Consider the following 22,273-nt stretch of genomic DNA (forward strand, 5'->3'; position numbering starts at 1 on the left):
GAGCCTTTTTGCATGCTTACGTCCATCCACAAAGGAGGACTAAAATTAAAATGATATTTCAAACAATTCGTCAACAGCAACCACTTATTCATTGCATCACAAACTATGTGGTGGCAAATTTCCAAGCAAATGGTTTATTAGCATTAGGTGCTTCGCCCGTTATGGCTGACGATAGCCAAGAGGTTGAGGAAATGGTAGCAATGGCACAAGCATTATTAATTAATATCGGGACACTCAATACTCGCACCAAAAACGCCATGCTGTTAGCAGGAAAAAAAGCTAATGCACTTGGCATTCCAGTTATATTAGATCCAGTTGGGGCAGGGGCTACAACTTATCGCAAGGAAACCGTTCAATACTTACTTGAAAACATACAATTTGCCGTAATTCGCTGTAATATCGGTGAGCTTGCGGCTATAGCCAATGTAGATTGGCAACAGAAAGGTGTAGATAGTGGTCATGGCTCCATGTCACTGGAGACGGAAGCATTACTAGTGGCACAACGATATAATTGTATCGTTATTGTAACAGGTGAACGTGATCTTATAACAAATGGTGAGCATAGCCAGTGGATAGCTGGTGGCCACCCACAAATGACAGAGGTCACTGGTACTGGCTGTTTACTTAGTGCGCTTTGTGGTGCTGCCTATGTCGCAGGTAACAAGCCATACAACCAATTAGCAGAAACACTCACTTACTATAAAAAGGCAGCAGTACTAGCTTCTGCATTCACTGCAGATATCGGTGATTTTCAAATAGCTTTGCTTAATGCTATACATCGTTTATCAAAGGATGGTGAAGCATCATGCATATTGTAACGACGATTGCTGGATCAGATAGTGGTGGCGGTGCTGGTATACAGGCTGATTTAAAAACATTTCAGGAATTAGAGGTGTTCGGCACTTCCGTTATTACAGCTTTAACTGCACAAAATACAACAGGCGTGACAGGTGTTTTCCCCATTGACATTTCGTTTGTGGAAAAACAATTTCAAGCGTTAGTCGAAGATTTTCCGATTGCTGCAATGAAAACAGGCATGCTTTATTCCTCTGGTATTATCCAAGCCATCGCACGCATGATCGGTGAATTAAACATACCACTAATTGTGGATCCCGTGATGATTGCAAAAGGTGGAGAAAGCTTATTACAGCAAGAAGCTATTGAGGCGTTACGCTCATCTTTACTACCACTAGCTACGATTGTTACGCCAAATATACCCGAAGCAGAGGCTCTCACGGGGAGAACCATTCGCCATTTTGAGGATATGAAACAAGTGGCTCAAAGCTTTTTACAGCTAGGTGTACAATGCGTCATTGTAAAGGGTGGGCATTTAGCAGAACCACTTTATGCCATTGATTATGTATTTTTCAAAAATGGACAATCTTTTTCGATGCAGTCTCCACGAATCCAAACCAAAAATACACATGGTACTGGCTGTACATTTTCAGCAGCACTCACTGCTTTTCTTGGACGAGGTTTAGCGATGGAAGAGGCTATTATCGAAGCTAAAAAATTTATTCAATTAGCGATTATGCATGATTTAGCCATCGGCAACGGGCACGGACCTACAAATCATTTCGCTTATCAACAGCATAAGGAAGCCTGTGAGGTAATTATTCATGAAACGTGAGGATTTACAGCTTTATTTTATTATGGGGACAGGCAATGTTTTTCAACAAAATCCCATCCATCTCCTCGAAAAGGCATTGCAAGCTGGCATTACGATGTTTCAATTTCGCGAGAAAGGGTCTCTTGCCTTAACTGGATTAGCCTATGAACAATTTGCACGCCAATGTCAAAAACTTTGTCAGCAGTATAATGTACCGTTTATCGTTAACGATGATATAGAGCTCGCTTTGCGAATTGGTGCCGATGGCGTTCATATTGGACAAGATGATTTAGATGTTGAAATAGCACGTAAAAAAATCGGGAACATGATACTTGGTGTTTCTGTACATTCACAGGAAGAATTACAAACAGCTATAGACCATCATGCTGATTATGTAGGAATTGGTCCAATCTTTGCAACAACATCTAAAAGTGATGCACAACCACCATGCGGTACAAATTTTTTACAGCAAGCTTATCATCTTTATCCTGAATTACCGATTGTAGCGATTGGTGGGATTACTTGTACAAATGCACATTCTGTTTTTCAAGCAGGTGCTGATGGTGTTGCCGTTATTTCTGCTATCTGTGAAAGTCAAGACATTGCACACACTGTATCTACATTTACGTCATTATCTCGCATAAAAAAATGATCTATAAACAAACTAAAACCAGTGCCTTTTACGGTCACTGGTTTTAAGTTTATAAATGCTTAGTCAGCATTTATTGGTTGTTTGGCATACCTTTTAATTGAGATTCTGCCATTTGTACAAGACGTTTAGTGATTTCACCACCAACGGAACCGTTAGCACGAGCTGAAGCTTCAGCTCCTAATTGAACACCAAATTCTTGTGCAATTTCGTATTTCATTTGATCTAGTGCTTGTTGTACACCAGGTACTGCAAGCTTGTTTGAACTGCGGTTGTTGTTTGAAGTCATGTGTCTCACCTCCTTGTGAATATAGAATGTGCGATATTCGATTTTTAATACGAAAATTTTAAAGGTAAATTGTACCTCTAATGGCATCTAGCCAGTAATATAAAAAAGCCGTCTCAAAATGGACTTTGAGACGGCTTTGAATCCTTATAATAGTTCTGCAAACTTATCTTGTTGTTGCTCTTCTTTCTTAGGGAAAATATAGACCTCTCGATTTTTTACTGCTCGCTCGATTAGCTCATCAAAATCAGAGAAGCTTTCATAATGCTCGACCTTTTCAAGCTTCGGCTTTGTTTTTGGACTTGTAGGTGTAAAAATCGTACAGCAATCTTCAAATGGCTGAATAGATGTTTCGTATGTGCCGATTTTTTCTGCAATATCAATGATTTCGAGTTTATCTGATGAAATTAACGGACGCAAAATAGGTGTATTCGTTACAGCATTAATCGCTGTTAAACTTTCAAGCGTTTGACTCGCTACCTGCCCAAGACTTTCACCTGTTACAATGGCAAGTGCCCCAATTTCCTCACGCACCTGATCAGCTACTTTCAACATCATACGGCGTGTTGTTGTCATCGATACATTAGAAGGCACTTTCTCTTTAATAAGAACTTGTATTTCAGTAAACGGAATGACATGTAAACGAATACTAGCACCAAATTTCGTTAGTTCATTGGCAAGTACCTTTACTTTTTCTAATGAATTTTCGCTTGTATATGGTGGACTAAAGAAGTGAATCGCTTCTAATCGCACGCCTCGCTTCATCATTAAATAACCTGCAACAGGGCTATCAATACCACCAGATAACATTAATAAAGATTTTCCATTAGACCCTACAGGCATTCCACCTGCGCCAGGAATAACTTGTGCCATCATATATGTTGCATCATGACGAACTTCTACACGTAGTTCAATATCAGGCTGCTTCACTTTGACTGATAAATTTTGAAATTGCGGTAAAACATAGCCACCAATCTCACGTTGGATGGCATGAGATTCTAAAGGAAATGTTTTATCGGTACGTTTCACTTCTACTTTAAATGTATGCTGCTCATCTTTAAATGTCTCCATTATAGTGATGGCAAGTTTCTTCATACTTTCTATATCTTTTTCACATGCAGCCACAGGGCTAAAAGATTGAATACCAAAAATTTTAGGTAAGCCTGTTACGAGTGCCTGCATTTGTGTTTCGTTTTCTATAGCAATAAACATACGATCACGCTCTGTACGAATATGCAGTTGTCCTAGATCGGCAAAAGCATGACGAATATTTTCACGTAAGCGACGGATAAAATCCATTTTGTTGCGACCTTTTGTAGAAAGCTCACCATATCGAATTAAAATTTCTTTCCAAATCATTACTTAATTTCTCCTTTGAGTTCCAGCATGACTTCTGCTAGTACTTGTTTAAACTTTTCTATATCTTGTGCTGTGTTATGCGCACCAAAGCTCATACGAATTACACCTTTTTTATAATGCTCATCGAGGTGCAGAGCCTCGACAACATGGCTTGTTTTCGTTTGCTTCGATGAACAAGCACTTGATGTTGACACGATGATGCCACGTTTTTGCATAGCATTAATAATGACTTCCCCTTTTAAATCACGAACACTGAACGATAAAATATGTGCAGCTCCTTGTGGAGTCGATAAAATATGCACTGCCTCTCCGTATCCTTTTAGTTGCGTACGAATTTCATCTTGCCATTGACGGTATTTCATTGCACGGTCATTCAATGTTTCTACTGCTAATCGAGCCGCTTTTGCTAATGCAGCTGCTTGCGGTACCGCTACAGTACCACTTCGCAAACCAAATTCCTGACCTCCACCAAGTGCATAAGGCTGCCATCTCATGCTTTTACGAAAGGCTAATACACCTGAGCCTTTAAAGCCATGAATTTTATGACCAGAAATAGCAATACTGTCTGGACCTTCTTCTCCATTAAAGGACACAGCTAATTTCCCAAAGCTTTGAACAGCATCAACATGAAGAGCTGCTCTACTCATTTCATGAATCATTGCTGCTGCTTCCTTAATAGGCTGGATAGCACCCATTTCATTATTCACATGCATAATGCTGACTAAAATTGTATCTTTACGTATTTTAGCACGCAGCTCCTCTAAAGAAATGACTCCATGTTGATCAACTCGAAGATAGTCAACCTCATAGCCCTCTTTTGTAAGCTGTTTAACTGTTTCTAAAACCGATGGATGTTCTATTTCAGTCGTTAAAATATGCTTTCCTATATGTGTATTACTACGTGCTATACCAAAAATAGCTGCATTATTTGACTCGGTCCCACCTGAAGTAAATAGCACATTTTTTGCCTCTGTCTGCAAAATATCTGCTACTTGCTCACGTGCACGCATTAATAAATCATTTGCTTCAACTCCCATGGCATGGATGGATGCAGGATTGGCATAATACTGCTCATTCACTACCATAAATGTCTGCATAACCTCTGTTAAAGGTTTTGTTGTTGCACTATTATCTAAATAAATTGTCTTAACCATCACTTTTCACACACTTTCAAAACGTTGATTTAACGGTATTTATCATAACGCAATCTTTGGCGATTGACCACTAACTTTCACGATTCTTCAAATTTTAAATAGCATATTACACTTTTTTCAACATTGTAATAAAGACTGTTGGTGTACTAAATTCACTATCTTTGACAAAGCCGAATTTTTCATAAAGACAAATGGCTCTCTTATTAAATCGGGCCACAGTTAAACGAAGCGGTAGTTGATGCTCTTGTTGAATTGTTTTGACAATAAACGAAAAAAATGCCGTCCCTAAGCCTTGACCAGTTAGATTGGGCTTCATACCGATGCCGATATCTACATAGCATTCTGCATATGCCCCAATGTCATGTCCTTTCGGTACTTGTGCGGCTGTTCCTGTGCAATAATAGCCGATTAACTCCTCCCGCTCATTAAAGATAGCATAGTAGGGATTTTCGAGCATTTCTTGTAAGGTTTCATCTGATAAATCATTATTATAAAAATCGTATGGTGCTGCATAATGCCATTGTAAAATTTCACTCGCATACTTCTCATTCATTTCTCGTAGCGACAGCTTCAACCGTATCACACCTTTCCCTCTATTTAATAAAGAAAGCTGTCTAAAAAGTAATCGCTATACTTTTTAGACAGCTAACAGTTATTTGAATTAATTTGACATAGACTCTTCTGCAACCATTTCTTGAATACGTTTTAAAGCACCTGGCTCCATCTCTTCAACAGCTGTTCCTGCTTCTTCTAATGCTTTCGCATAACGGAATTGATGGAATGCCTCTTCAGCTTCTTTTAAACGCGCATTCAATGTTGGATTCGAAGCACGATGACGATTTCCATACTGAATAATACGTTCAATAAGCATAACATTTTCTATTAACTCATGTGCTTTGACTTTTACATCCTCTACGCACAGTGTGGCAGCATTTAAATTATTATGAACAGTCCCCATATTTAATGGTACTTCTTGCAGGCTTTGCATAACAATGTAGATGTGCTCTGCAGCCTCATCAAGACGTGCATCCATTTCCTCAGGGATTCCTGGGATATTGGCCTTGTTCAATAAGCGATCTGTATCTTGTAATATTTTCTTTAAATTTTCAACTTGAGCGCGGGCTTTATTTTCATCAATTCGAAGTTTCTTCATTGTATTTGATAAATGTCCTTGCTCCTCATGAATTCGTTCAAGCTCTTCACTAATTTCGATTAATTCTTCCTGTAAACTAGAATAAGCCGATTTTTCTTCTCTCACACGCATAGCTAATAAGTCGTAGCGACGTTGTAATGCTTCCAATTGTTTTAATGCAGCTTTCGGAATTTCTGCATCCTTTTCGTTCAAATGATAACTTTGTTGCACATAGGTCGCTTCATCATTCACTAATTTTGTTGAAGAAATAACATTAGTGATGGAGCTTAATAAACGCTCACAATTTTGATCAACGTAATTTTTAGCAATAACCTCTTTTTCAAGTAAATCATAAAAATGATCGATTTCTTCATTTATTTCTGTCACACGAGGTTTAACTACTGTTAAATTAAGCGCTGCTAAGTCTTTTTTTAATTCATCAAACTCTTTTTCATACTTATTTAATGCCTCAGTCAATTCTAAATGCTGTAAATAGTAAGATTGATCTTCCATCTCACGCTGACCATTCCGCAATTCCTGAACTGCTCCTGGTAGCTTCACTTGTAATTCCGTTAAAATAGTTGGGACATCATTAATAAATTCAAAGGTCTGCTGTGATTCTTGATTTAAACTAATGACAATTTCGCGTGCTTGCAAATAATTCCCATCATTTGTCAATACATCAAACTCTTCAAACTTTTGTACAAATGTTTCTAGCTTTTTCTCAAGTGCAGGTAACGCTACACCAAATGAATGTTGGTGAGCAAGCAAAGTCTTTCTTGCAGAGCGATAATATTCCTTTAATTGTTCAATTTCAATTCGATTTTTTTCTTCGCTGCCAATTAATTCATTCAGTTCTTCTAAAATTTTATCTTTATCTTGTTCGCATTTCTCAATATAATCTTCAATTTCACGTTCTATAAACGTCGCTTTTTTAAAACGAAGTCGATTAATTTGATCCTCAGCATCAAATAGCAATGAATCAATTTTAGTCATATGTACATCGATGACCTCATCCCAAGTATTGCGCCATCGTTCAAACATTTCTTCCGTTTCACCGTTCATGTTTAAAGATTTTACTTTTGAAATTTCTTCATTTATAGGATTATGTTGAATTTGTAATTTTTCATTTTCAAGTTTTGCAATGATTGCAACATGTTTTCTTCGCATCATAAATCCTACTATGGCTAAAATTAATAGTAGGATAATCGGAATGATGATATACTCCATCGTAAGCCTCCTATTCTACAATAAACGAATTGGCTAGTTGTCTTTATTATATACTATGTTTTCGCCTTTTGTACTAAAATTTAAGTGTTTTTCAGAAAACTGTATTTTCGCTATTGTGAAATACTTAAATAGCGCATCTATAGAGCTAAAGGAGTGGTAAATTATGAAACGTGATGGGCATATACATAGTCCTTTTTGTCCACATGGCAGTTCAGATTCTTTCGTGCAATATATTGAAAAAGCAATTTCTCACCATTTCACTGATATCACCTTTACTGAACATGCCCCATTACCAAATAATTTTGTCGATCCTACCCCGCAAAAAGATAGCGGAATGAATCCACATGATCTCATGCCCTACTTTGAGGAATTGCAACACCTACAAAAACAGTATGCACAAGATATTCGCATCCGAATTGGGTTAGAAGTTGACTATATCCAAGGTTTTGAACAAGAAACTCGGCAATTCCTTGATACATATGGACATTTTTTAGATGATGCGATCTTGTCTGTCCATTTTTTGCAATGGCAAGATTCCTTTGTCTGTATCGACTTTTCTCCTGAGTGCTTTATTGATTTTTCAAAAAAAGTTGGCTCTGTTAAACAGGTTTATGATTTATATTATGATACTGTCCTACAATCCATTAAGGCCGATCTTGGTCCATACAAGCCGAAGCGGATTGGGCATCCATCTCTTGTTCATAAATTTCAGCTAGTGCATAATGAAAAAATCAATGATGCCCCACGCATCAAAGAAGTATTAGACAGCATGAAATGTGGAGGCTATGAGCTAGATATAAATAGTGCTGGTTTAAGCAAACAATATTGTCAGGAGCCTTACCCTCCATTTACTTTTATCAAGTATAGTCAAGCTATTGAACTGCCATATGTATTTGGTTCGGATGCACATAGCGCAACGGACTTACATCAACATCATAATGTTATATTACCAATATAAATAATTTTTAAACGAGGTGCTTATATGTTTACAAAAATTAATTACGAAGGATCAATTGCTGGCCAATATCTGACATTATCCAAACAATTAGATGCACTACTGACTGGCGAAACAGATTTGATCGCCAATTTAAGTAATGCCTCAGCACTTTTAAATCAGTTTTTAACTGACATTAACTGGGTTGGCTTTTATATCCTACAAGAAAATGAGCTTGTACTCGGACCATTTCAAGGTCTTCCAGCCTGCGTGAGAATCCCCATTGGTCGTGGCGTTTGTGGAACATCCGTGGCAACGAAAGAAACGATTGTTGTCAAAGATGTGCACGAATTTCCAGGACATATTGCCTGTGATGCTGCTTCACAGTCCGAAATTGTGATTCCATTGATAAAACAAGGCAAGATCATTGGTGTCCTTGACATTGATAGCCCCATTGTGAGCCGTTTTTCAGAGGAAGACCGCAATGGCTTAGAACAATTTGTCCAAACATTACTTCTTCATTTATAAAATATTAAAAAATTGCCCTGAAATGTTTTATATTGTCATTTCAGGGCAAATTATTTGTACAGCCGTAGGCATTTCGCCTTATTTGCCTATACATTAGTTTGATAAGAGCCGTCATGAATGCAAAAACGATTTTTCCCACTATTTTTCGCTTCATATAAGGCTGTATCAGCATGTAAAAAAACAGACTGGATGCTGGTCGGTCTCGTTCATCCCATGTTATGAGGCCCGCAGAAATAGTTACTTGTGGATCTGTAGTACTCGGAATAACCTCCACAATGGCGGATGCTAATTCTAATGCTTCCTGCTCCTTAATATTTGGTACATAAACAGACATCTCTTCTCCGCCCCATCTTGCACAAATCCCACGACTACCAATCGTCTCTTTCAATTGGAGCGCTATTTGCACAAGAATTTTATCCCCTACTTGGTGACCGTACGTGTCATTGATGCGCTTAAAATTATCAATATCAATTAACAAGAACATCCCAGATTGGTCGTATTCAAGCGACTTTTCTACAAATTGATCGAGATAACTGCGTGCATATAGTTTTGTTAAATGATCCAAATCGACCATTTCCTGAAGTTGTGTTCGTAAAATTGAATTTGCAATGGCTAAAGAGGAGTGATGAATTAACGATTGCATTAATTTAAAACTATCGAACGAAAAGAAATATGGCTCTTTATGTAAGACAATACTAAAACCATTGATCTTTTCTTCCATTAATATAGGGATCGCCATAATGGAACGGTACTCAATTTGATTCGCTGTTAAACGACTGAAATCGGCAATAAACAGTGGATCATTCGTTTGAGCAAAATGCTGCTCAACATGTTTTATATAGGTCTGCCCCTCTTCTGCATTGAACAAAGATGTACTTGCGCCCGTCACTTCAAACGTATCATTTTTTTTAAATGCAAAACAAACTTCCATTGGTTGAAAAGATTTCAGTAACTGCTTTTGTAGGAAAAGTAACATTTCATGAATGTCAATCCGCATATTTAAACGATGTGATGTTTCATTGATGAGTTGTAAATCGCTTACAAGACGATGCGATTGATGATATAATTTTGCATTTTCAAGTGCATTTCCTGACGCTTGTGCAAGCATTCGTACGAAGTCTTTTTCAGTCGTTGAAAAAAGATAAGTCGTTGGTGCACTTACTTGCAAGATGCCATAGATAGCTTGCCTGCCCTTTATCGGCGCATTTAACAATCGACAATTTAAATCACTCGCTAGTTCTGTTGTTAACTCTCCTGATACAAAAGCCTCAATTGTAGCAGGTCTTTCTGATAAATAATCAAAAAGCTTAATATCGATGGTCGTATGTCGATCTTGATCATTCGATAATATAAGCTCTACATTAAACTCAGGGAAATTATCCCTTATATTTTTCAATACATTTTCTAAAATTAAATCAATATCCATTGTTGAATGAAATAAATCAGTCATATTATAGAGTTTTCTATATTGATCTTCGTTTATTTTGACATCTAAATTGTCCCTCATCATTTGAAGAACTTTCGAAAGTATTTCTATACACTCTTCACCATAATCCGAGGTCATAAAGTCATTCCAAGACTCTGATGCCTCCACAAGTAATACACCAATGGGATGTTTGCCCTCTGCTTGGAAAAGCACCATATCTGTCATCATTGAATAGGCCTGTCTTGCTTTTATTATATAAGGAATTTTCACTACTTTTTGTTGATAAAAACTAGCTTCGATCATCAGCCATGACACAGCATTTAGCTTTGTTTCAATTGTTAATGAAGCCATCTCCTCAATAGGTATTAATGAATTACCTTCAAAGCTGAGAAAAGCTGCATTATCAATTTTCAAGTGCTTCTTTAGACACTGTTTTAATGAATAAAAATACCCATTAAAACTAGCTTGTTCTTCATTAGAACTCACCCAAAAGCTCAAAACATCAGATTTTATATATTTTAGCGTTTGTAAATGGTCTGTCATGAAATCACCTTTTCTATATAACGTCCAAATCAATTACTATTAACTTATAATATATTATACATAATTTGTGTCATTTTGACTATGTAATTATCCCTTACTTTTACATTTTACATTACACAGCGTATCATTAACTATTTTCACATCATTTGAAATAGGTCTTAAGGAATTTCCTACTATGAAAACTCATGATGAAATTTTATATGTTAATAATTGACGTCCTTGTCCTGAGCAGTTACAATGGAGTTTGTGTAAAATAAACGCAGCAGTGGTATAAGCTTATAACTGTATTTTATTCCTCTATTTTCATATGTACAACTACTTAGATTCTTCTAGCAACGGAAATTAGATGGTGTATTGCGTAACCTAACGGCTGCATAGGCGAAAATACATGAAAATAAAATGCGTGTAAGAATGGGTACTACTGGTTTTTGTTTTACAACAAAAAAACCAAATTTAAAGGAGGAGACAACAATATGTCTCGTTATACAGGTCCATCTTGGAAATTATCACGTCGTCTTGGTATCTCACTAAGCGGTACAGGTAAAGAAATCGAAAAACGCCCTTACGCACCAGGTCAACACGGTCCAAACCAACGTAAAAAATTATCAGAATACGGTTTACAACTTCAAGAGAAGCAAAAACTTCGTCATATGTATGGTATGAACGAACGTCAATTCCGTACACTATTTGACCGCGCTGGTAAAATGAAAGGTGTTCACGGTGAAAACTTCATGATCCTTCTTGAAACTCGCCTTGACAACTTAGTTTACCGTTTAGGTTTAGCTCGTACTCGTCGTGGTTCTCGTCAATTAGTTAACCATGGTCACATTTTAGTAGATGGCAAACGCGTTGATATCCCATCATACAGCGTAAAACCAGGTCAAACGATTTCTCTTCGTGAAAAATCTCAAAACCTTGCTGTTGTAGCAGAAGCTATCGAAGTAAACAACTTCGTACCTGACTACTTAACATTCGACGCTGACAAAAAAGAAGGTACATTCACTCGCCTTCCTGAGCGTTCTGAATTATCAGCTGAAATCAACGAATCATTCATCGTAGAGTACTACTCTCGTTAATATTCTTGGTTATCAGACCAAATCAATCAAAAGTCCTCAATCCTGTTTTATCAACGGTTTGAGGGCTTTTTTTAGTTTTCTTTATTATCAAAATCTGTCATTATCCTTCAAACTTTTGGGGGACTTGTTGGGGGAACAATTAAATTCAAGGAATCAAAATGTGGTCATGATTGAATTTCTCACTGGGGTACATGCTCAAAACCTTGCTATATCAACGTTGGGTACACATAAATGATTATACAAGGATTATCAAATATTATCTGGCAGGTGTACTAAAAAATTACGAAGTTACATTCACTATGAAAAGGTCACAACAATCTCATTTATGTTGTGACTTTTTCAGTAAAAAAATAAACACTTTTACCATTAACGAAATGTGGAAATTTTGATATAGTTATATTGCATTATTTATATCGTACATTCAAAGGAGAGATTGATATAGGCATCTTACTTACCCTATTAAGCATAGTTGGGATTATTATAGGTTTAATCTTATTAATAGCAGCATCCATTATAAAACGAAAAATGAAAGGTGGACTTATCTTAGGCATTTCATTCGTTCTTTTCATAATTGGCTTAATTATGATTCCTACTGATTCTGAAAAAACAGTTGAAAAATCTGATGATGAGCCGAAAACCGAAAATAAAACACCTGTTATTTCAACTGAAAAAAAGTTGTCATTAGAAGAACAGAGCAAACAGTTTATCGATGAGAATTTAGAAGGAAAAACAATCGCAGATTTTACAAACAAATTATTAACTGTAGAAGATGAAAAATTAGTGGATATGATTATTCTTGGCCATAAAAAAGGACAACAATTCAAAGATGATTTTGATATTCTTGGTAGAAAAGCAACCGCTTCTGGTATAATCACAGAATTCGTATTTGAAAGTTCAAATATTGGCCAAAAAAGAAGAAGAGAAGGTTCAACTACAGCGGTTCGTACAGATAAATTCACTATCTATATGGGAAACAAGGATATAGAGAACTATGAGTACATTGAATATGATGAACTTTTTCATAAAGATAGAAATAAAGAAGAATTTTTCTTAGGTACTTATCCTGAAGAAATAACAAACTTTGCAATAATTGATTTAGATCAAGAAGCTGATTTAACAGTTGGGCAGCAGATAACCGTAGAAGGTACAATTGCTAATTATGTTTTAAGAAAAGACTACTCAGACGAAAGTAAAGTTGACGATTTTAATGTATTGTTAAATGATGCCGTATTAAAATAGAACTAAAAAATTCACTCATTATTTTAAATGAGTGAATTTTCTTCATCATATAAAACTGTTCATAGCCTCTCTCGTTTCAATTGAGTATGTTTCATCTTCTCGGATGATTGGTTCATTTCAATCTATCCTTGTTTCGCTTTGTTGACCACGTTTCATATCTTCCTATATTGACCTTTTTACATACTTGCTAAAATTACGTGGTGTTTGTCATGTTAACATGTGTCTCTACATTCTTCCCTAGCTGCACTTGTAACTACGATATATGCAGCAACTCTAACACCACTCGAAATGGCAGTACACGTTGTTGCAGGTGATACTATTACAACAACCTATACACCTGTTTAAAGAACATACGTTCTTTATGTGACATAAAAAAATAGCCAAATAGGCAAATTTATTATTTAATCTTTATCAAACTCTACGGCTCACATGGTTTCATCTTACATTATAATTTTTTTACAACACATTTTGCTTGTTATGAAGTAAATGGCTTATCCCAAGATAGATTTTCACCAGCACTTTTTTTCGAATAACATAAATCATCTGCTGGCTGTAATTCATTTCTTGGGCTACCTTAACTATCGTCCATCCTTTTATGTATCTAAAGTTTATAAATGTAACTTCTTTTTCTGGCAATATACTTAACAATTCACTAATACATATTGCTATTCTTTGATCTATAGTCAATTCCCCTACTCTCTCTTTACTAATATAAGGGTACATTTTTAGATGTTCCTCTACTAATTTATCAACTTCGCGATCATTCTTTTTCATATCCATTTTCCCCTTGCCCTATATGTTTGCCCTTTTCTTTTAGCCTCTGTTTAGCCCTTACTCCTGAACCTTGAGTTCTTAAGTTCGTTTGTTAAATTAACAATAGCAATTTCTATATTTTTCATACTCTTGTCCAATTTAACAAGTAAAAATGTAGAAACAACAACTGGAAAGCCTAATTCCATTATCGATTTAGTTAACTCTACATACTCCATGTAAACCACCTCCACAAGAACGTAAGTTCTCTTTTTTTCACCTTTATTATACTGTATACTTAATATTATTTTCAAATTTTTACATTTAAGGGAGAGAAAATATGAGCCCAGAACAAATTACACAAATCTATTCATTTTTCTTAACGACACCGATTTTAGTAAGGTTAACAGTATTCAATTTTATTTTTAAAGAACACAAACATTTTATGGTTATTTTGTTGGATTCAATTGTTTTAATATCAACAACTATTTGGTTAATATTAATTAGAGATGTAATATTACCTCTACCTTCATTAATTTTAAATGTATCTAGTGTACTTTATATAATTTTGATTATTGACATTGCATTCAATTTTTACCGATTAAAAAAAGCGAAAGCACTTAACTAATCATTAAGTGCTTTACTTTTATTTATTTAGGATAAGTGATATATTTAGCAACTGTCGGTGCTGATGTGTAAGTACCACCACTAAATGAATTACCATTTTTATCTTTATACGGTTTTTGGACAAACTTAACTACTGTTTGTACTCCCCCGATAACAGGTGTATAAGTAGTCGTCATAGTATCTCCTACTCGTGGTTTAGGGAATGTGAATTTTGTTGATGTAGCTTGTGTTGTACCAAAAAATATTGAAAGTACTGAACCTAACGTCGCAGCATACATTCCAATAGCTGTAAGTACTCCTAATTGTAATAGGCCACCCTCTTCATGTTTTCTAACATCCGCTGCTTTGTATGTGAATTTCTTTACCTTTTCAGCTTTTAAGAATACGTTACGATAAGTGAAGTCATACGTTTGGCCATTGTTAGACTTAATATGAACTTTATATTCGCCGAAGTACGGAACTTCAAATGTGAAAGATCCCTTTTTAACATCTTGGTTATATGTCTTAGAATAAACAATTTGACCATCTCCAGGACGTTGGATGTCAATACGACCATTATAACCAATACCACCACTACGACTCCATGATACTTTTAAACTCTTATCCCCTGTTTGTGAAACACTTAAATTAAAATCAGTATTTCCTTTATTAATTGCCATAAATATTTTCCTCCTTGTGTTGTTTAATTGGTACATCTTAATAATAGGCTTTCCACGATGTTTAAAACTCTGTAAAATATACATAATTATTCCATTAAATATCTATCAAAACTCTATATAAACAAAAAAAAGACCAAGTACTCATTTGAGAGCCTAGTCTTTGGTTTATTGTCTCTGTCTTATATCATCCAATCATTCCTTATGCTAAATGCCCACCAACTAATCGATCACGGCTGATAGCTGTACCTGCATCTGTAAACGAAACAGCACGTAATAAAGCTGTGGCACCAAAACGATTGCGTATTGCGTCCATCGTTGGACCAATCAGCTGTCGCTGCGGTTTTCGATCATCGAATAAATCTAGTTGGATACTATGCTCTCTTTCCAAGTTGGATATACGGACAGATAGTTGCCGAGCTGGTTCACCAGCAAAATGTTCATCCAATAGCTCAAGACATGTTTTATACATTACAAGTGTTTCATTTGTTGGATTTGAGATAGTCCTTGAACGATGAAACCCTTTAGTCATCGCATTATGACTATACGATAATCCCAAACTGATAGTGCGGCCAATAAAACCTGCATCACGCGCACGTTTCATGACATCTTCGCACATTTCGAGGAGTACCACAGATATTTCCTTGCGTGTATGGTAATCCCTCATCAACATTTGGCCCTTCCCAAAACTTAACGCTCCGTTTGCTATTAACGGCTCCCCTAATTTGGATAGATCTATTCCCCATGCATGGTAATAGAGTTGATTACCCATTACGCCAAATTGCTTTTCTAATTCATCCAATTCCGCATTAGCTAAACCACCAACTGTTTGAATACCCATCGCATTTAACTTGGCTTCCATCTGTTTTCCGATCCCCCACATTTCAGAAAGGGGTCGAACAGACCAAAGTTTCTGGGGAATATCTTCATATGTCCATTTAGCAAATCCAGTTTTCTTTGCCTCAATATCGAGCGCTAATTTAGCCATCAACATATTTGGTCCCATACCTACAGCGCTAGGTACATTAAATTGGTCAAGTATGGCTTGCTGTATTTCCTTTGCTGTTTCCTCAGCTGTGCCCCAAAGTTTTTCAGTGCCAGTTAAATCAACAAAGCTCTCGTCTATGCTGTACACATGTATGGCATCTACAGGTACATAATTAGCGATTAGTTGTGTGATGGTCATTGACATTTGAATAAAGAAACTCATTTTTGGCTCAAATAACTTAATATCTGGGTGCTTTGGTATTTCATATCGTCTACTTCCAGTTTTGATTTTAAATTTCTCTTTCATCAATGGTGATGCCGCAAGCACGACGCTACCTGGCTGGTCAAAGTTTGCTACTACTGCAACTGGCGTTTTTAAAATATCTAGCCCATGTAACATCGCCACGCAGCTAGCATAAAAACATTTCATATCGATGCAAATGATTGGTCTATCTGGCATGCCATCGTAGTTCATACAGCGCCACGCTCCTTATAAATAACTGGAACAATAGCAAGAACATTACTGATTAAAAAAGTACGCTTTGCGTGTCTTGTAAAACAGAATGCTTGAAATGAATCACCAACGATTTTAATAACCTTTACTTGCCTTTTTGTTACAGATCCATTTTTAGATACATACATCATGTTTCCTCCCGATACGTGAAATGTTCCTGTTTGTAATTTACGCAAGAACACTTGTTTGTATACATTTTAGAACAAATGTTTGCTTTTTATCAAATGTAAAATGTGGAAAAATTAAGGTACTTCCTTTTAAAAATCATCGTAGTATATTAAAAAAGGAGGATTTAATGAAGAAGAATCCGCAGACTGAGGCGAATAAGCGTTGGCAAGCGAAGAATAAAGAACGCGCTAAATACCTTAGCGCTAGATCTGTAGACGAGCTCATGGAATTAATGTTAGAACGTAAACAATTATTATTAGAAATGAAAATAAACCAAGATGGCATGTAGCTGTCTTGGTTTATTTACTTTGGTTTGTATTTTATTAAGCAATTAATTTGTGGAAATAAAAAAAGTCCATGCTCAAATTAATGAGTACCTGGACTTTGCTGTCACTAATTACTACGCTGTGCAATGATAAGTTTCAACCCTTCGAAATCACCACTTGTCATAGTGCCATTATCGAATTTCTCCAACCAAGATTTATCAATTAATCCTTTATCGACTGCTTGTTGAATATAATCACGTACTGCAGCTTTGGCAGTTGTGCTTGTGAATTTCATCGTATCATCATCCTCTCCAATTTGTTGTTCTGATTCATTAGGTTTCATTGCATTTTCGATTCTTTTCAAGAAACTACCCCAACGATCTTCCGCTAGTATACGGTGAGGGCAATATTTGCCGTTCCAGTCCTGGTGTTTCTTCACTCGTTCAATGCCCCATCCAAACTGTTTTAATAGCTTTGCAATGTATTGAACAGCGTTTTCCTCAGCTACTCCATAGCGAACGCCACCACTTTTGCTGTAACAGATTTCGATACCAATAGAAAGGCGATTCCCTTTCTTTAAAGCGTTAGGGTCGGTGCTACCTCCACCGTCCCCACAATGCCATGCATTTCGATTAAAAGGTATTGCTTGAATAACCTCTTTATCATCTATTGCAACGTGATAAGAAACCTGATTATTATTGCCAAGCATGTATGAGACTTCATTAGCAGCTGGTGCATCATTGGCTGTATTGTGTACGGTTATGAATTGTGGATACATAATGTATGGTGCCTTAATTGAATACTTTGTTGAAGGTAATAAGATTTGTCTAAAAGTGTAACTCATTTAACCTCACCCTCTCCTGTTTTATCCTTCACGATTGCTAAAATATTTTTAACAAAGTTAGGCATTGGCAAGCCCATTTTAGTACCATTTTCTGTGATTGATATAAATTCCAATACACAAAATGCAATGGCTGCCCCATCTCCTGCATACTCAATGCCAGGAATCACAACGGACAATAAATAAACCGATCCTACTAGCATTAAGTAATAAATCTTTCGTATGATGCCGTTAAAGCCTGTACGACTGTTTAAGTTTTGATTAACGACTCCACTCATGATGCCAGTGGCATAGTCAATAGCCATGAAACCGATTAGAACCGTCACAGCCATTCCTAACCCATCAACCGAATAAGAAATAATTGTGCCGATTGCTCCACTTACTGCAGCGATCCATTTTTCCATTACAACACTTCCTTTATGCATAATAAAAAGCACCCTCAGCTGAGGATGCTCGTCTACTTTAATGAAATTCATAGTATATTAATTACTATTTTTATACTCAGTATAATTTTTTAATATAATCACGCTTATAAACGATCCTACTCCACCAATTATATATAGAATCAACGAAAATCTGCCGAAAAATAGAAATGGACTAAACATAAAAGCAATAGAAATAATTATCAATATTACTATTAATAATATCATTGGAATATTTCTATATTGATTAGAGAACTTAAATAATTTACTGAATGGTATTTCTCCGCTTCTCACCTCTCTTATTTCTAAACCCTTCCAATCTTCTAGCATCATTTGAACTTTTTTATCACTCTTCTTACGGAGTATCAAACAATTATTTGAAGACATTTTAATAATTTTCCATTCTTCGTTCGTATTATCTAATTTTAAATAGTAATCAGCAGTTAATGTTAATTTTTTTTCAAACCAATTCATTATAATGATTAACACCTGAAATAGTACAACTATAATTGCACCAATAACTAGAAAAATTGATATTACCACACTAGATTCCACTGAAAATATTTCTTGTCTTTTCTCGGGATCGAATAATATTCTTACATATGAGATTATCATTATAAATGTAACAATTACGATTAGTTTCCAGAAACTTATCTTTATTCTTTGTAAATCATTCATAAATTTTTTTTCAAATTGCGTTGTATTCCAATAATTAATTGCTCTAGGAATAACGTATATAAGTATAGACAATAAAAATAAATAATGTGGATTATCTATTACGTTTTCTAATAACACCATGGTTCCTTTCCTCCAATCCATAAACTACATTCGACAAAAGGAAAGGATTTCCTTCTAATTTAGACAATAAAAATAACGCTAAGCCTCAGCTTGCGTCTCGAAATCTTGCCCTGTAATTTCATTGTACTGTTTTGGTGTGATTTCTCCAAAAGGATTTGCTTCTGTTTTGACAGCTAATCGTAATTGCGCTGCAGTAACCCACTTGTACATAAAAGCGATTTGCCAAAATTGCATTATACCTCGCCCCCTTTCATGGCCAACATTTCTAGTTTCAATTGTGTGACTGTTTGACCAAGGCTATTAATAAGGAGATCTTTTTGAATCCCTTTAATCTTCTCTTGGGCTAATTGTTCACCAAGAGATAACACTTGTTCATCTATGCTCAATCCAGTTCCAACCTTCACTGGTTGGCCCATAGAGCCATCTGGTTCACGCTTTTTATATTCAATAGCCATTACTCTACCGCCCCCGATATTAAGTGTATTTTATGATTCACAGTAGCATCTGGCCGTGTTGTAGAAAGTTTCAAAATAATATTGTCTTTCGGCTCTGTGGCCTCATAATAATACGTATCTTCCACAATGCCATTTGTATTGGGCATAGGCGCTGTGTTATCAGCTGTGAGCGTTTCATACTGCTCCTGCTCGCCAGTTAACGTCATGGAAATTTCAACTTTAAGGTCCATCTCCTCATCACGTTCGACAAATAATAAAACGCCCTTTGCAGACCCAGCAGGAGGTGTAATCTTGTACCTCGCCACAGAATGTAAAATAGGCGTTTTCACTTCATTTTTCTTTAATTTTATTGTCTTACTAGTCTTAGCATTGTGGTTGTCGATTACTTCAATAACAATGGTGTTTTCACCTACCACTAGTTGAGCAAGCGATACATCAAACTCCCATGCTCCACCTTGGCCACTGTAAATTTCAACAGGATCTCCACCGTTTATTTTCCTTGTTACTTTAACATTTGAATTAGCATCTTCATCCGATGCAGTACCGTTGATTTTAAAGTTATCCGCATCAACAACCCCTGAAGGGACAACCGCATCTATAGAAAGTAGTGGTGCCCTATTAGGCACGACATAAAACGTGCGCTCTACAGTAGTAGACTGAGCGTTTTCACTATCTACCGCCCAAAATTTTAAAATATGTGCTACACCTTCTGTAAGTTTGCCAGTAAGAACCGTTTCACCATCATACAATTTGCCATCCTTAAACATCAACTGCTTTGATAATGCAATTTGTGTTTGACTGACATTTGTAGCCAAAACTTTTCTAGGTTCGCTGTTAATCTGATAAAACACTGTTACCGATTGATCTTTGTCTGCATCGTAGGCACTACCTGAAATATTGATTGTGTCATTTTCATAAAGTGTTAGGTTATTCTCGATCGATACAGCGATAGTAGGGGCACTATTAGCTACAATACCTCCACTAAATTGTAAGGATGGCATCTGGTAAATAAACGGAGCTGTAGGTTTAAATAATACTTTGAATTTCGGGTCATACAATCCTCCTGGGTGGTATAAATTAGCACCTTCATTTAATGCAGCTGTAGTAAAATTCCAAGTATCACCGTTATCTAAACTGCGAATCTGCATAATGTAATAAAAGCTCATAGATGAGGGACCACGAGTTGAAATGAGAATACATAATGTATTATTTTTATCAACTGTTATCACAGGGAATGTTGATTCACTAGTCCAGTTTGTTAGTGTCTTTTTATTTATCCATGTAGCTCCACCGTCTAAACTCTTTGCGTACCATATCTGATGTGGCATTCCTACTTCAGGCATTGCTTGCCATGTCATGTGCAATACTCCCGAATTGTCACTTACCACACTTGGGTTGGTTATCCCTAAGCTTGGAGTACTGGACGTGTGCACGGGCACTTGAATCCACGAGCTACCATTGTGATACACACAAAACACACCAAAAGTGAAATTAACCGTAGCGTAAAATGTTACTACAGGATATACACGATTTTTTACCCAAGCCATGCTTACATTGGAAACATTGCTGTTATCCATATCTAATCCTGTTAAAAATACTTGAGTAGCCCAATTAACTCCAAAGTCTGGGCTAGTTGTGTATATAATGTTTTGTGATTTCGTGTACGACGTAGTACTTTTTCCGACAAACGCCACATGTAATCGCCCGTTTAAAGGGTCTATTTCAATACAAGGGTACAATGCCACGCTAAAGGAAATTCCTAAATTTTTAATGACACCAATATCAAAGTAACCTTGTGTTGTCGCATCAAATTTATAAAGAGCCACTGAACCATTAACAGTTGTTAGTATAGAGAATACCTGATTTCCCCATGTAGCAATCGCTACCCCGCTAATATCTGCTGTAGAAATCGTAGTGTAACATAGATCGTTCCACGTAATTCCGTTGTCTTTTGATACATACCATGTCACACGACGTCTACTAGCTGTTTTTATAGCAGCAGCGACCAACCAACCGTTATCCAAGACCCTTAATTTCCGACTAGTTCCTAATCCAATAGAAACACTTTCAATGTCAAGAGTGCCTGGTAATTTAACTGCTGCAACACCCTTAACATACCAAAAACCATCAGTATGCCGTCCATTCGTTGGGTATGTGTTGTCCTCTGCTACAACGTTTGCCTGTAATAGCGCGCCTTTTGAGTAGGTTGTTGTTGGTCCTTCTACTATATCTAGTCTAAATAACTCTCTTTTATAAGAATAATCGACAGAAGAGTACACTATACGCATTCTATAAAATTCGAATGTCGAGCCATATTTCCCGTAGAAATAAAACGACTGCTCTCCAGAGTCGGAAGAACCACCTAATCCAGAGTGGTAAATTTGATAAAGTTTTGGGTACTTGGTAAAATCTCCTCCATTACCTTGTAGACTAATGCCATCATTGTATATTTCGGCACTTAGGAAAATACTATCGAATATCGCTGTTCCAGGTAACAGCATACCTAAATAGTCTTTAACTATAAGATCGCTACTTACCTTTTCTAGTGACGCTCCTCTTGTCTCTTGTATCACTTTTGGTCTGGTAGCTATCGCTGTAAACTTGTCATAATAATACTTTGCCAT

General features: G+C 36.3%; 26 protein-coding genes. 9 read left to right on the forward strand and 17 right to left on the reverse strand.

Annotated elements, in window-relative coordinates; translation table 11 throughout:
• The first annotated feature begins 50 nt into the window (after nt 1-50).
• The 3 genes from thiM to thiE are packed head-to-tail and all read left to right on the forward strand — an operon-like array spanning nt 51 to nt 2,261.
• Entirely contained in the window at nt 51-818 is a 768-nt protein-coding gene (gene thiM, locus MKY46_RS17065) for a hydroxyethylthiazole kinase (RefSeq protein WP_036118892.1), read from the forward strand.
• Nucleotides 806-1,630 carry a bifunctional hydroxymethylpyrimidine kinase/phosphomethylpyrimidine kinase gene (gene thiD, locus MKY46_RS17070; RefSeq protein WP_036118890.1) on the forward strand — a complete coding sequence of 275 codons (825 nt, stop codon included), beginning with the start codon at nt 806-808 and terminating at the stop codon, nt 1,628-1,630. The genes thiM and thiD overlap by 13 nt, the downstream gene beginning before the upstream one ends.
• Nucleotides 1,620-2,261: a thiamine phosphate synthase gene (gene thiE / locus MKY46_RS17075; protein ID WP_036118877.1), complete on the forward strand. Its 642-nt coding sequence runs from the start codon at nt 1,620-1,622 to the stop codon at nt 2,259-2,261. The genes thiD and thiE overlap by 11 nt, the downstream gene beginning before the upstream one ends.
• Nucleotides 2,262-2,331: 70 nt before the next feature.
• Here the strand turns inward: thiE and MKY46_RS17080 are convergent, their stop codons facing one another.
• The 5 genes from MKY46_RS17080 to ezrA form a co-directional block, all read right to left on the reverse strand.
• Nucleotides 2,332-2,547, reverse strand: coding sequence for an alpha/beta-type small acid-soluble spore protein (locus MKY46_RS17080; protein ID WP_036118875.1), 216 nt, complete (start codon nt 2,545-2,547; stop codon nt 2,332-2,334).
• A 144-nt stretch (nt 2,548-2,691) separates the two neighbouring features.
• On the reverse strand, nt 2,692-3,903 hold the full coding sequence (gene thiI, locus MKY46_RS17085) for a tRNA uracil 4-sulfurtransferase ThiI (protein ID WP_036118873.1): 1,212 nt from the start codon (nt 3,901-3,903) through the stop codon (nt 2,692-2,694).
• Nucleotides 3,903-5,057, reverse strand: a complete 1,155-nt coding sequence (locus MKY46_RS17090; RefSeq protein ID WP_036118871.1) for a cysteine desulfurase family protein — start codon at nt 5,055-5,057, stop codon at nt 3,903-3,905. The genes thiI and MKY46_RS17090 overlap by 1 nt, the downstream gene beginning before the upstream one ends.
• Before the next feature lie 106 nt (nt 5,058-5,163).
• On the reverse strand, nt 5,164-5,631 hold the full coding sequence (locus tag MKY46_RS17095) for a GNAT family N-acetyltransferase (protein WP_089934181.1): 468 nt from the start codon (nt 5,629-5,631) through the stop codon (nt 5,164-5,166).
• An 87-nt stretch (nt 5,632-5,718) separates the two neighbouring features.
• Complete coding sequence (gene ezrA, locus MKY46_RS17100; RefSeq protein WP_036118869.1) at nt 5,719-7,419, reverse strand: septation ring formation regulator EzrA; 1,701 nt, start codon at nt 7,417-7,419, stop codon at nt 5,719-5,721.
• A gap of 163 nt (nt 7,420-7,582) precedes the next feature.
• On the opposite strand from ezrA, the gene hisJ reads away from it, so the two are divergent.
• Both hisJ and MKY46_RS17110 read left to right on the forward strand, forming a co-directional pair.
• Nucleotides 7,583-8,377 (forward strand): histidinol-phosphatase HisJ, encoded by a 795-nt coding sequence (gene hisJ / locus MKY46_RS17105; protein WP_036118868.1) that lies wholly within the window; start codon nt 7,583-7,585, stop codon nt 8,375-8,377.
• A 24-nt stretch (nt 8,378-8,401) separates the two neighbouring features.
• Nucleotides 8,402-8,881, forward strand: coding sequence for a GAF domain-containing protein (locus tag MKY46_RS17110; protein WP_036118867.1), 480 nt, complete (start codon nt 8,402-8,404; stop codon nt 8,879-8,881).
• A 40-nt stretch (nt 8,882-8,921) separates the two neighbouring features.
• On the opposite strand, the gene MKY46_RS17115 is transcribed toward MKY46_RS17110, so the two are convergent.
• Nucleotides 8,922-10,850, reverse strand: coding sequence for a sensor domain-containing diguanylate cyclase (locus tag MKY46_RS17115; protein ID WP_340834847.1), 1,929 nt, complete (start codon nt 10,848-10,850; stop codon nt 8,922-8,924).
• Nucleotides 10,851-11,323: 473 nt separating this feature from the next.
• Here MKY46_RS17115 and rpsD point away from each other — a divergent pair, with 473 nt between their 5' ends.
• Complete coding sequence (rpsD, locus tag MKY46_RS17120; RefSeq protein ID WP_036118865.1) at nt 11,324-11,926, forward strand: 30S ribosomal protein S4; 603 nt, start codon at nt 11,324-11,326, stop codon at nt 11,924-11,926.
• Between the two features lie 399 nt (nt 11,927-12,325).
• The gene (locus MKY46_RS17125) at nt 12,326-13,165 is read left to right on the forward strand and encodes a hypothetical protein (RefSeq protein ID WP_340834850.1); all 840 of its coding nucleotides are present in this window, start codon (nt 12,326-12,328) and stop codon (nt 13,163-13,165) included.
• A gap of 456 nt (nt 13,166-13,621) precedes the next feature.
• Here MKY46_RS17125 and MKY46_RS17130 read toward each other — a convergent pair whose 3' ends face one another.
• Nucleotides 13,622-13,939 (reverse strand): hypothetical protein, encoded by a 318-nt coding sequence (locus tag MKY46_RS17130; RefSeq protein ID WP_340834853.1) that lies wholly within the window; start codon nt 13,937-13,939, stop codon nt 13,622-13,624.
• Nucleotides 13,940-13,989: 50 nt separating this feature from the next.
• Complete coding sequence (locus tag MKY46_RS17135) at nt 13,990-14,154, reverse strand: YvrJ family protein (protein WP_340834856.1); 165 nt, start codon at nt 14,152-14,154, stop codon at nt 13,990-13,992.
• A gap of 101 nt (nt 14,155-14,255) precedes the next feature.
• On the opposite strand from MKY46_RS17135, the gene MKY46_RS17140 reads away from it, so the two are divergent.
• Nucleotides 14,256-14,543 carry a hypothetical protein gene (locus MKY46_RS17140; protein WP_340834859.1) on the forward strand — a complete coding sequence of 96 codons (288 nt, stop codon included), beginning with the start codon at nt 14,256-14,258 and terminating at the stop codon, nt 14,541-14,543.
• 22 nt (nt 14,544-14,565) lie between these two features.
• On the opposite strand, the gene MKY46_RS17145 is transcribed toward MKY46_RS17140, so the two are convergent.
• The 3 genes from MKY46_RS17145 to MKY46_RS17155 all read right to left on the reverse strand — a co-directional run bounded on the left by MKY46_RS17145 (nt 14,566) and on the right by MKY46_RS17155 (nt 16,830).
• Complete coding sequence (locus MKY46_RS17145) at nt 14,566-15,201, reverse strand: hypothetical protein (protein WP_141904655.1); 636 nt, start codon at nt 15,199-15,201, stop codon at nt 14,566-14,568.
• 199 nt (nt 15,202-15,400) lie between these two features.
• Nucleotides 15,401-16,660 carry a Y-family DNA polymerase gene (locus tag MKY46_RS17150; protein WP_340834866.1) on the reverse strand — a complete coding sequence of 420 codons (1,260 nt, stop codon included), beginning with the start codon at nt 16,658-16,660 and terminating at the stop codon, nt 15,401-15,403.
• Nucleotides 16,657-16,830: a transcriptional regulator gene (locus MKY46_RS17155; RefSeq protein WP_445299953.1), complete on the reverse strand. Its 174-nt coding sequence runs from the start codon at nt 16,828-16,830 to the stop codon at nt 16,657-16,659. The genes MKY46_RS17150 and MKY46_RS17155 overlap by 4 nt, the downstream gene beginning before the upstream one ends.
• 164 nt (nt 16,831-16,994) lie before the next feature.
• Here MKY46_RS17155 and MKY46_RS17160 point away from each other — a divergent pair, with 164 nt between their 5' ends.
• A complete protein-coding gene (locus tag MKY46_RS17160) occupies nt 16,995-17,156 on the forward strand; it encodes a hypothetical protein (protein WP_340834871.1) in 162 nt (53 codons plus the stop codon).
• 104 nt (nt 17,157-17,260) lie between these two features.
• On the opposite strand, the gene MKY46_RS17165 is transcribed toward MKY46_RS17160, so the two are convergent.
• The 6 genes from MKY46_RS17165 to MKY46_RS17190 form a co-directional block, all read right to left on the reverse strand.
• Nucleotides 17,261-17,977 carry a peptidoglycan recognition protein family protein gene (locus tag MKY46_RS17165; protein ID WP_340834872.1) on the reverse strand — a complete coding sequence of 239 codons (717 nt, stop codon included), beginning with the start codon at nt 17,975-17,977 and terminating at the stop codon, nt 17,261-17,263.
• Nucleotides 17,974-18,378, reverse strand: a complete 405-nt coding sequence (locus MKY46_RS17170; protein WP_340834874.1) for a phage holin family protein — start codon at nt 18,376-18,378, stop codon at nt 17,974-17,976. Before MKY46_RS17170 ends, MKY46_RS17165 begins: the two co-directional genes overlap by 4 nt.
• A 78-nt stretch (nt 18,379-18,456) precedes the next feature.
• Entirely contained in the window at nt 18,457-19,194 is a 738-nt protein-coding gene (locus tag MKY46_RS17175) for a hypothetical protein (protein WP_340834876.1), read from the reverse strand.
• A 78-nt stretch (nt 19,195-19,272) separates the two neighbouring features.
• Nucleotides 19,273-19,428 carry an XkdX family protein gene (locus MKY46_RS17180; RefSeq protein WP_340834878.1) on the reverse strand — a complete coding sequence of 52 codons (156 nt, stop codon included), beginning with the start codon at nt 19,426-19,428 and terminating at the stop codon, nt 19,273-19,275.
• Nucleotides 19,428-19,649, reverse strand: coding sequence for a hypothetical protein (locus MKY46_RS17185; protein ID WP_340834880.1), 222 nt, complete (start codon nt 19,647-19,649; stop codon nt 19,428-19,430). Before MKY46_RS17185 ends, MKY46_RS17180 begins: the two co-directional genes overlap by 1 nt.
• On the reverse strand, nt 19,649-22,273 hold the full coding sequence (locus MKY46_RS17190; RefSeq protein WP_340834882.1) for a sialidase family protein: 2,625 nt from the start codon (nt 22,271-22,273) through the stop codon (nt 19,649-19,651). The genes MKY46_RS17185 and MKY46_RS17190 overlap by 1 nt, the downstream gene beginning before the upstream one ends.

This window comes from Lysinibacillus sp. FSL M8-0355 (genome assembly GCF_038008985.1).
Classification (GTDB): domain Bacteria; phylum Bacillota; class Bacilli; order Bacillales_A; family Planococcaceae; genus Lysinibacillus; species Lysinibacillus fusiformis_D.

Coding starts and splice junctions, on each gene's coding strand:
- thiM (WP_036118892.1), top strand. CDS start 51: ATGATATTTCAAACAATTCGTCAACAGCAACCACTTATTCATTGCATC.
- thiD (WP_036118890.1), top strand. CDS start 806: ATGCATATTGTAACGACGATTGCTGGATCAGATAGTGGTGGCGGTGCT.
- thiE (WP_036118877.1), top strand. CDS start 1,620: ATGAAACGTGAGGATTTACAGCTTTATTTTATTATGGGGACAGGCAAT.
- MKY46_RS17080 (WP_036118875.1), bottom strand. CDS start 2,547: ATGACTTCAAACAACAACCGCAGTTCAAACAAGCTTGCAGTACCTGGT.
- thiI (WP_036118873.1), bottom strand. CDS start 3,903: ATGATTTGGAAAGAAATTTTAATTCGATATGGTGAGCTTTCTACAAAA.
- MKY46_RS17090 (WP_036118871.1), bottom strand. CDS start 5,057: ATGGTTAAGACAATTTATTTAGATAATAGTGCAACAACAAAACCTTTA.
- ezrA (WP_036118869.1), bottom strand. CDS start 7,419: ATGGAGTATATCATCATTCCGATTATCCTACTATTAATTTTAGCCATA.
- hisJ (WP_036118868.1), top strand. CDS start 7,583: ATGAAACGTGATGGGCATATACATAGTCCTTTTTGTCCACATGGCAGT.
- MKY46_RS17110 (WP_036118867.1), top strand. CDS start 8,402: ATGTTTACAAAAATTAATTACGAAGGATCAATTGCTGGCCAATATCTG.
- MKY46_RS17115 (WP_340834847.1), bottom strand. CDS start 10,850: ATGACAGACCATTTACAAACGCTAAAATATATAAAATCTGATGTTTTG.
- rpsD (WP_036118865.1), top strand. CDS start 11,324: ATGTCTCGTTATACAGGTCCATCTTGGAAATTATCACGTCGTCTTGGT.
- MKY46_RS17130 (WP_340834853.1), bottom strand. CDS start 13,939: ATGAAAAAGAATGATCGCGAAGTTGATAAATTAGTAGAGGAACATCTA.
- MKY46_RS17135 (WP_340834856.1), bottom strand. CDS start 14,154: ATGGAGTATGTAGAGTTAACTAAATCGATAATGGAATTAGGCTTTCCA.
- MKY46_RS17140 (WP_340834859.1), top strand. CDS start 14,256: ATGAGCCCAGAACAAATTACACAAATCTATTCATTTTTCTTAACGACA.
- MKY46_RS17145 (WP_141904655.1), bottom strand. CDS start 15,201: ATGGCAATTAATAAAGGAAATACTGATTTTAATTTAAGTGTTTCACAA.
- MKY46_RS17150 (WP_340834866.1), bottom strand. CDS start 16,660: ATGAACTACGATGGCATGCCAGATAGACCAATCATTTGCATCGATATG.
- MKY46_RS17155 (WP_445299953.1), bottom strand. CDS start 16,830: ATGATGTATGTATCTAAAAATGGATCTGTAACAAAAAGGCAAGTAAAG.
- MKY46_RS17160 (WP_340834871.1), top strand. CDS start 16,995: ATGAAGAAGAATCCGCAGACTGAGGCGAATAAGCGTTGGCAAGCGAAG.
- MKY46_RS17165 (WP_340834872.1), bottom strand. CDS start 17,977: ATGAGTTACACTTTTAGACAAATCTTATTACCTTCAACAAAGTATTCA.
- MKY46_RS17170 (WP_340834874.1), bottom strand. CDS start 18,378: ATGGAAAAATGGATCGCTGCAGTAAGTGGAGCAATCGGCACAATTATT.
- MKY46_RS17175 (WP_340834876.1), bottom strand. CDS start 19,194: ATGGTGTTATTAGAAAACGTAATAGATAATCCACATTATTTATTTTTA.
- MKY46_RS17180 (WP_340834878.1), bottom strand. CDS start 19,428: ATGCAATTTTGGCAAATCGCTTTTATGTACAAGTGGGTTACTGCAGCG.
- MKY46_RS17185 (WP_340834880.1), bottom strand. CDS start 19,649: ATGGCTATTGAATATAAAAAGCGTGAACCAGATGGCTCTATGGGCCAA.
- MKY46_RS17190 (WP_340834882.1), bottom strand. CDS start 22,273: ATGGCAAAGTATTATTATGACAAGTTTACAGCGATAGCTACCAGACCA.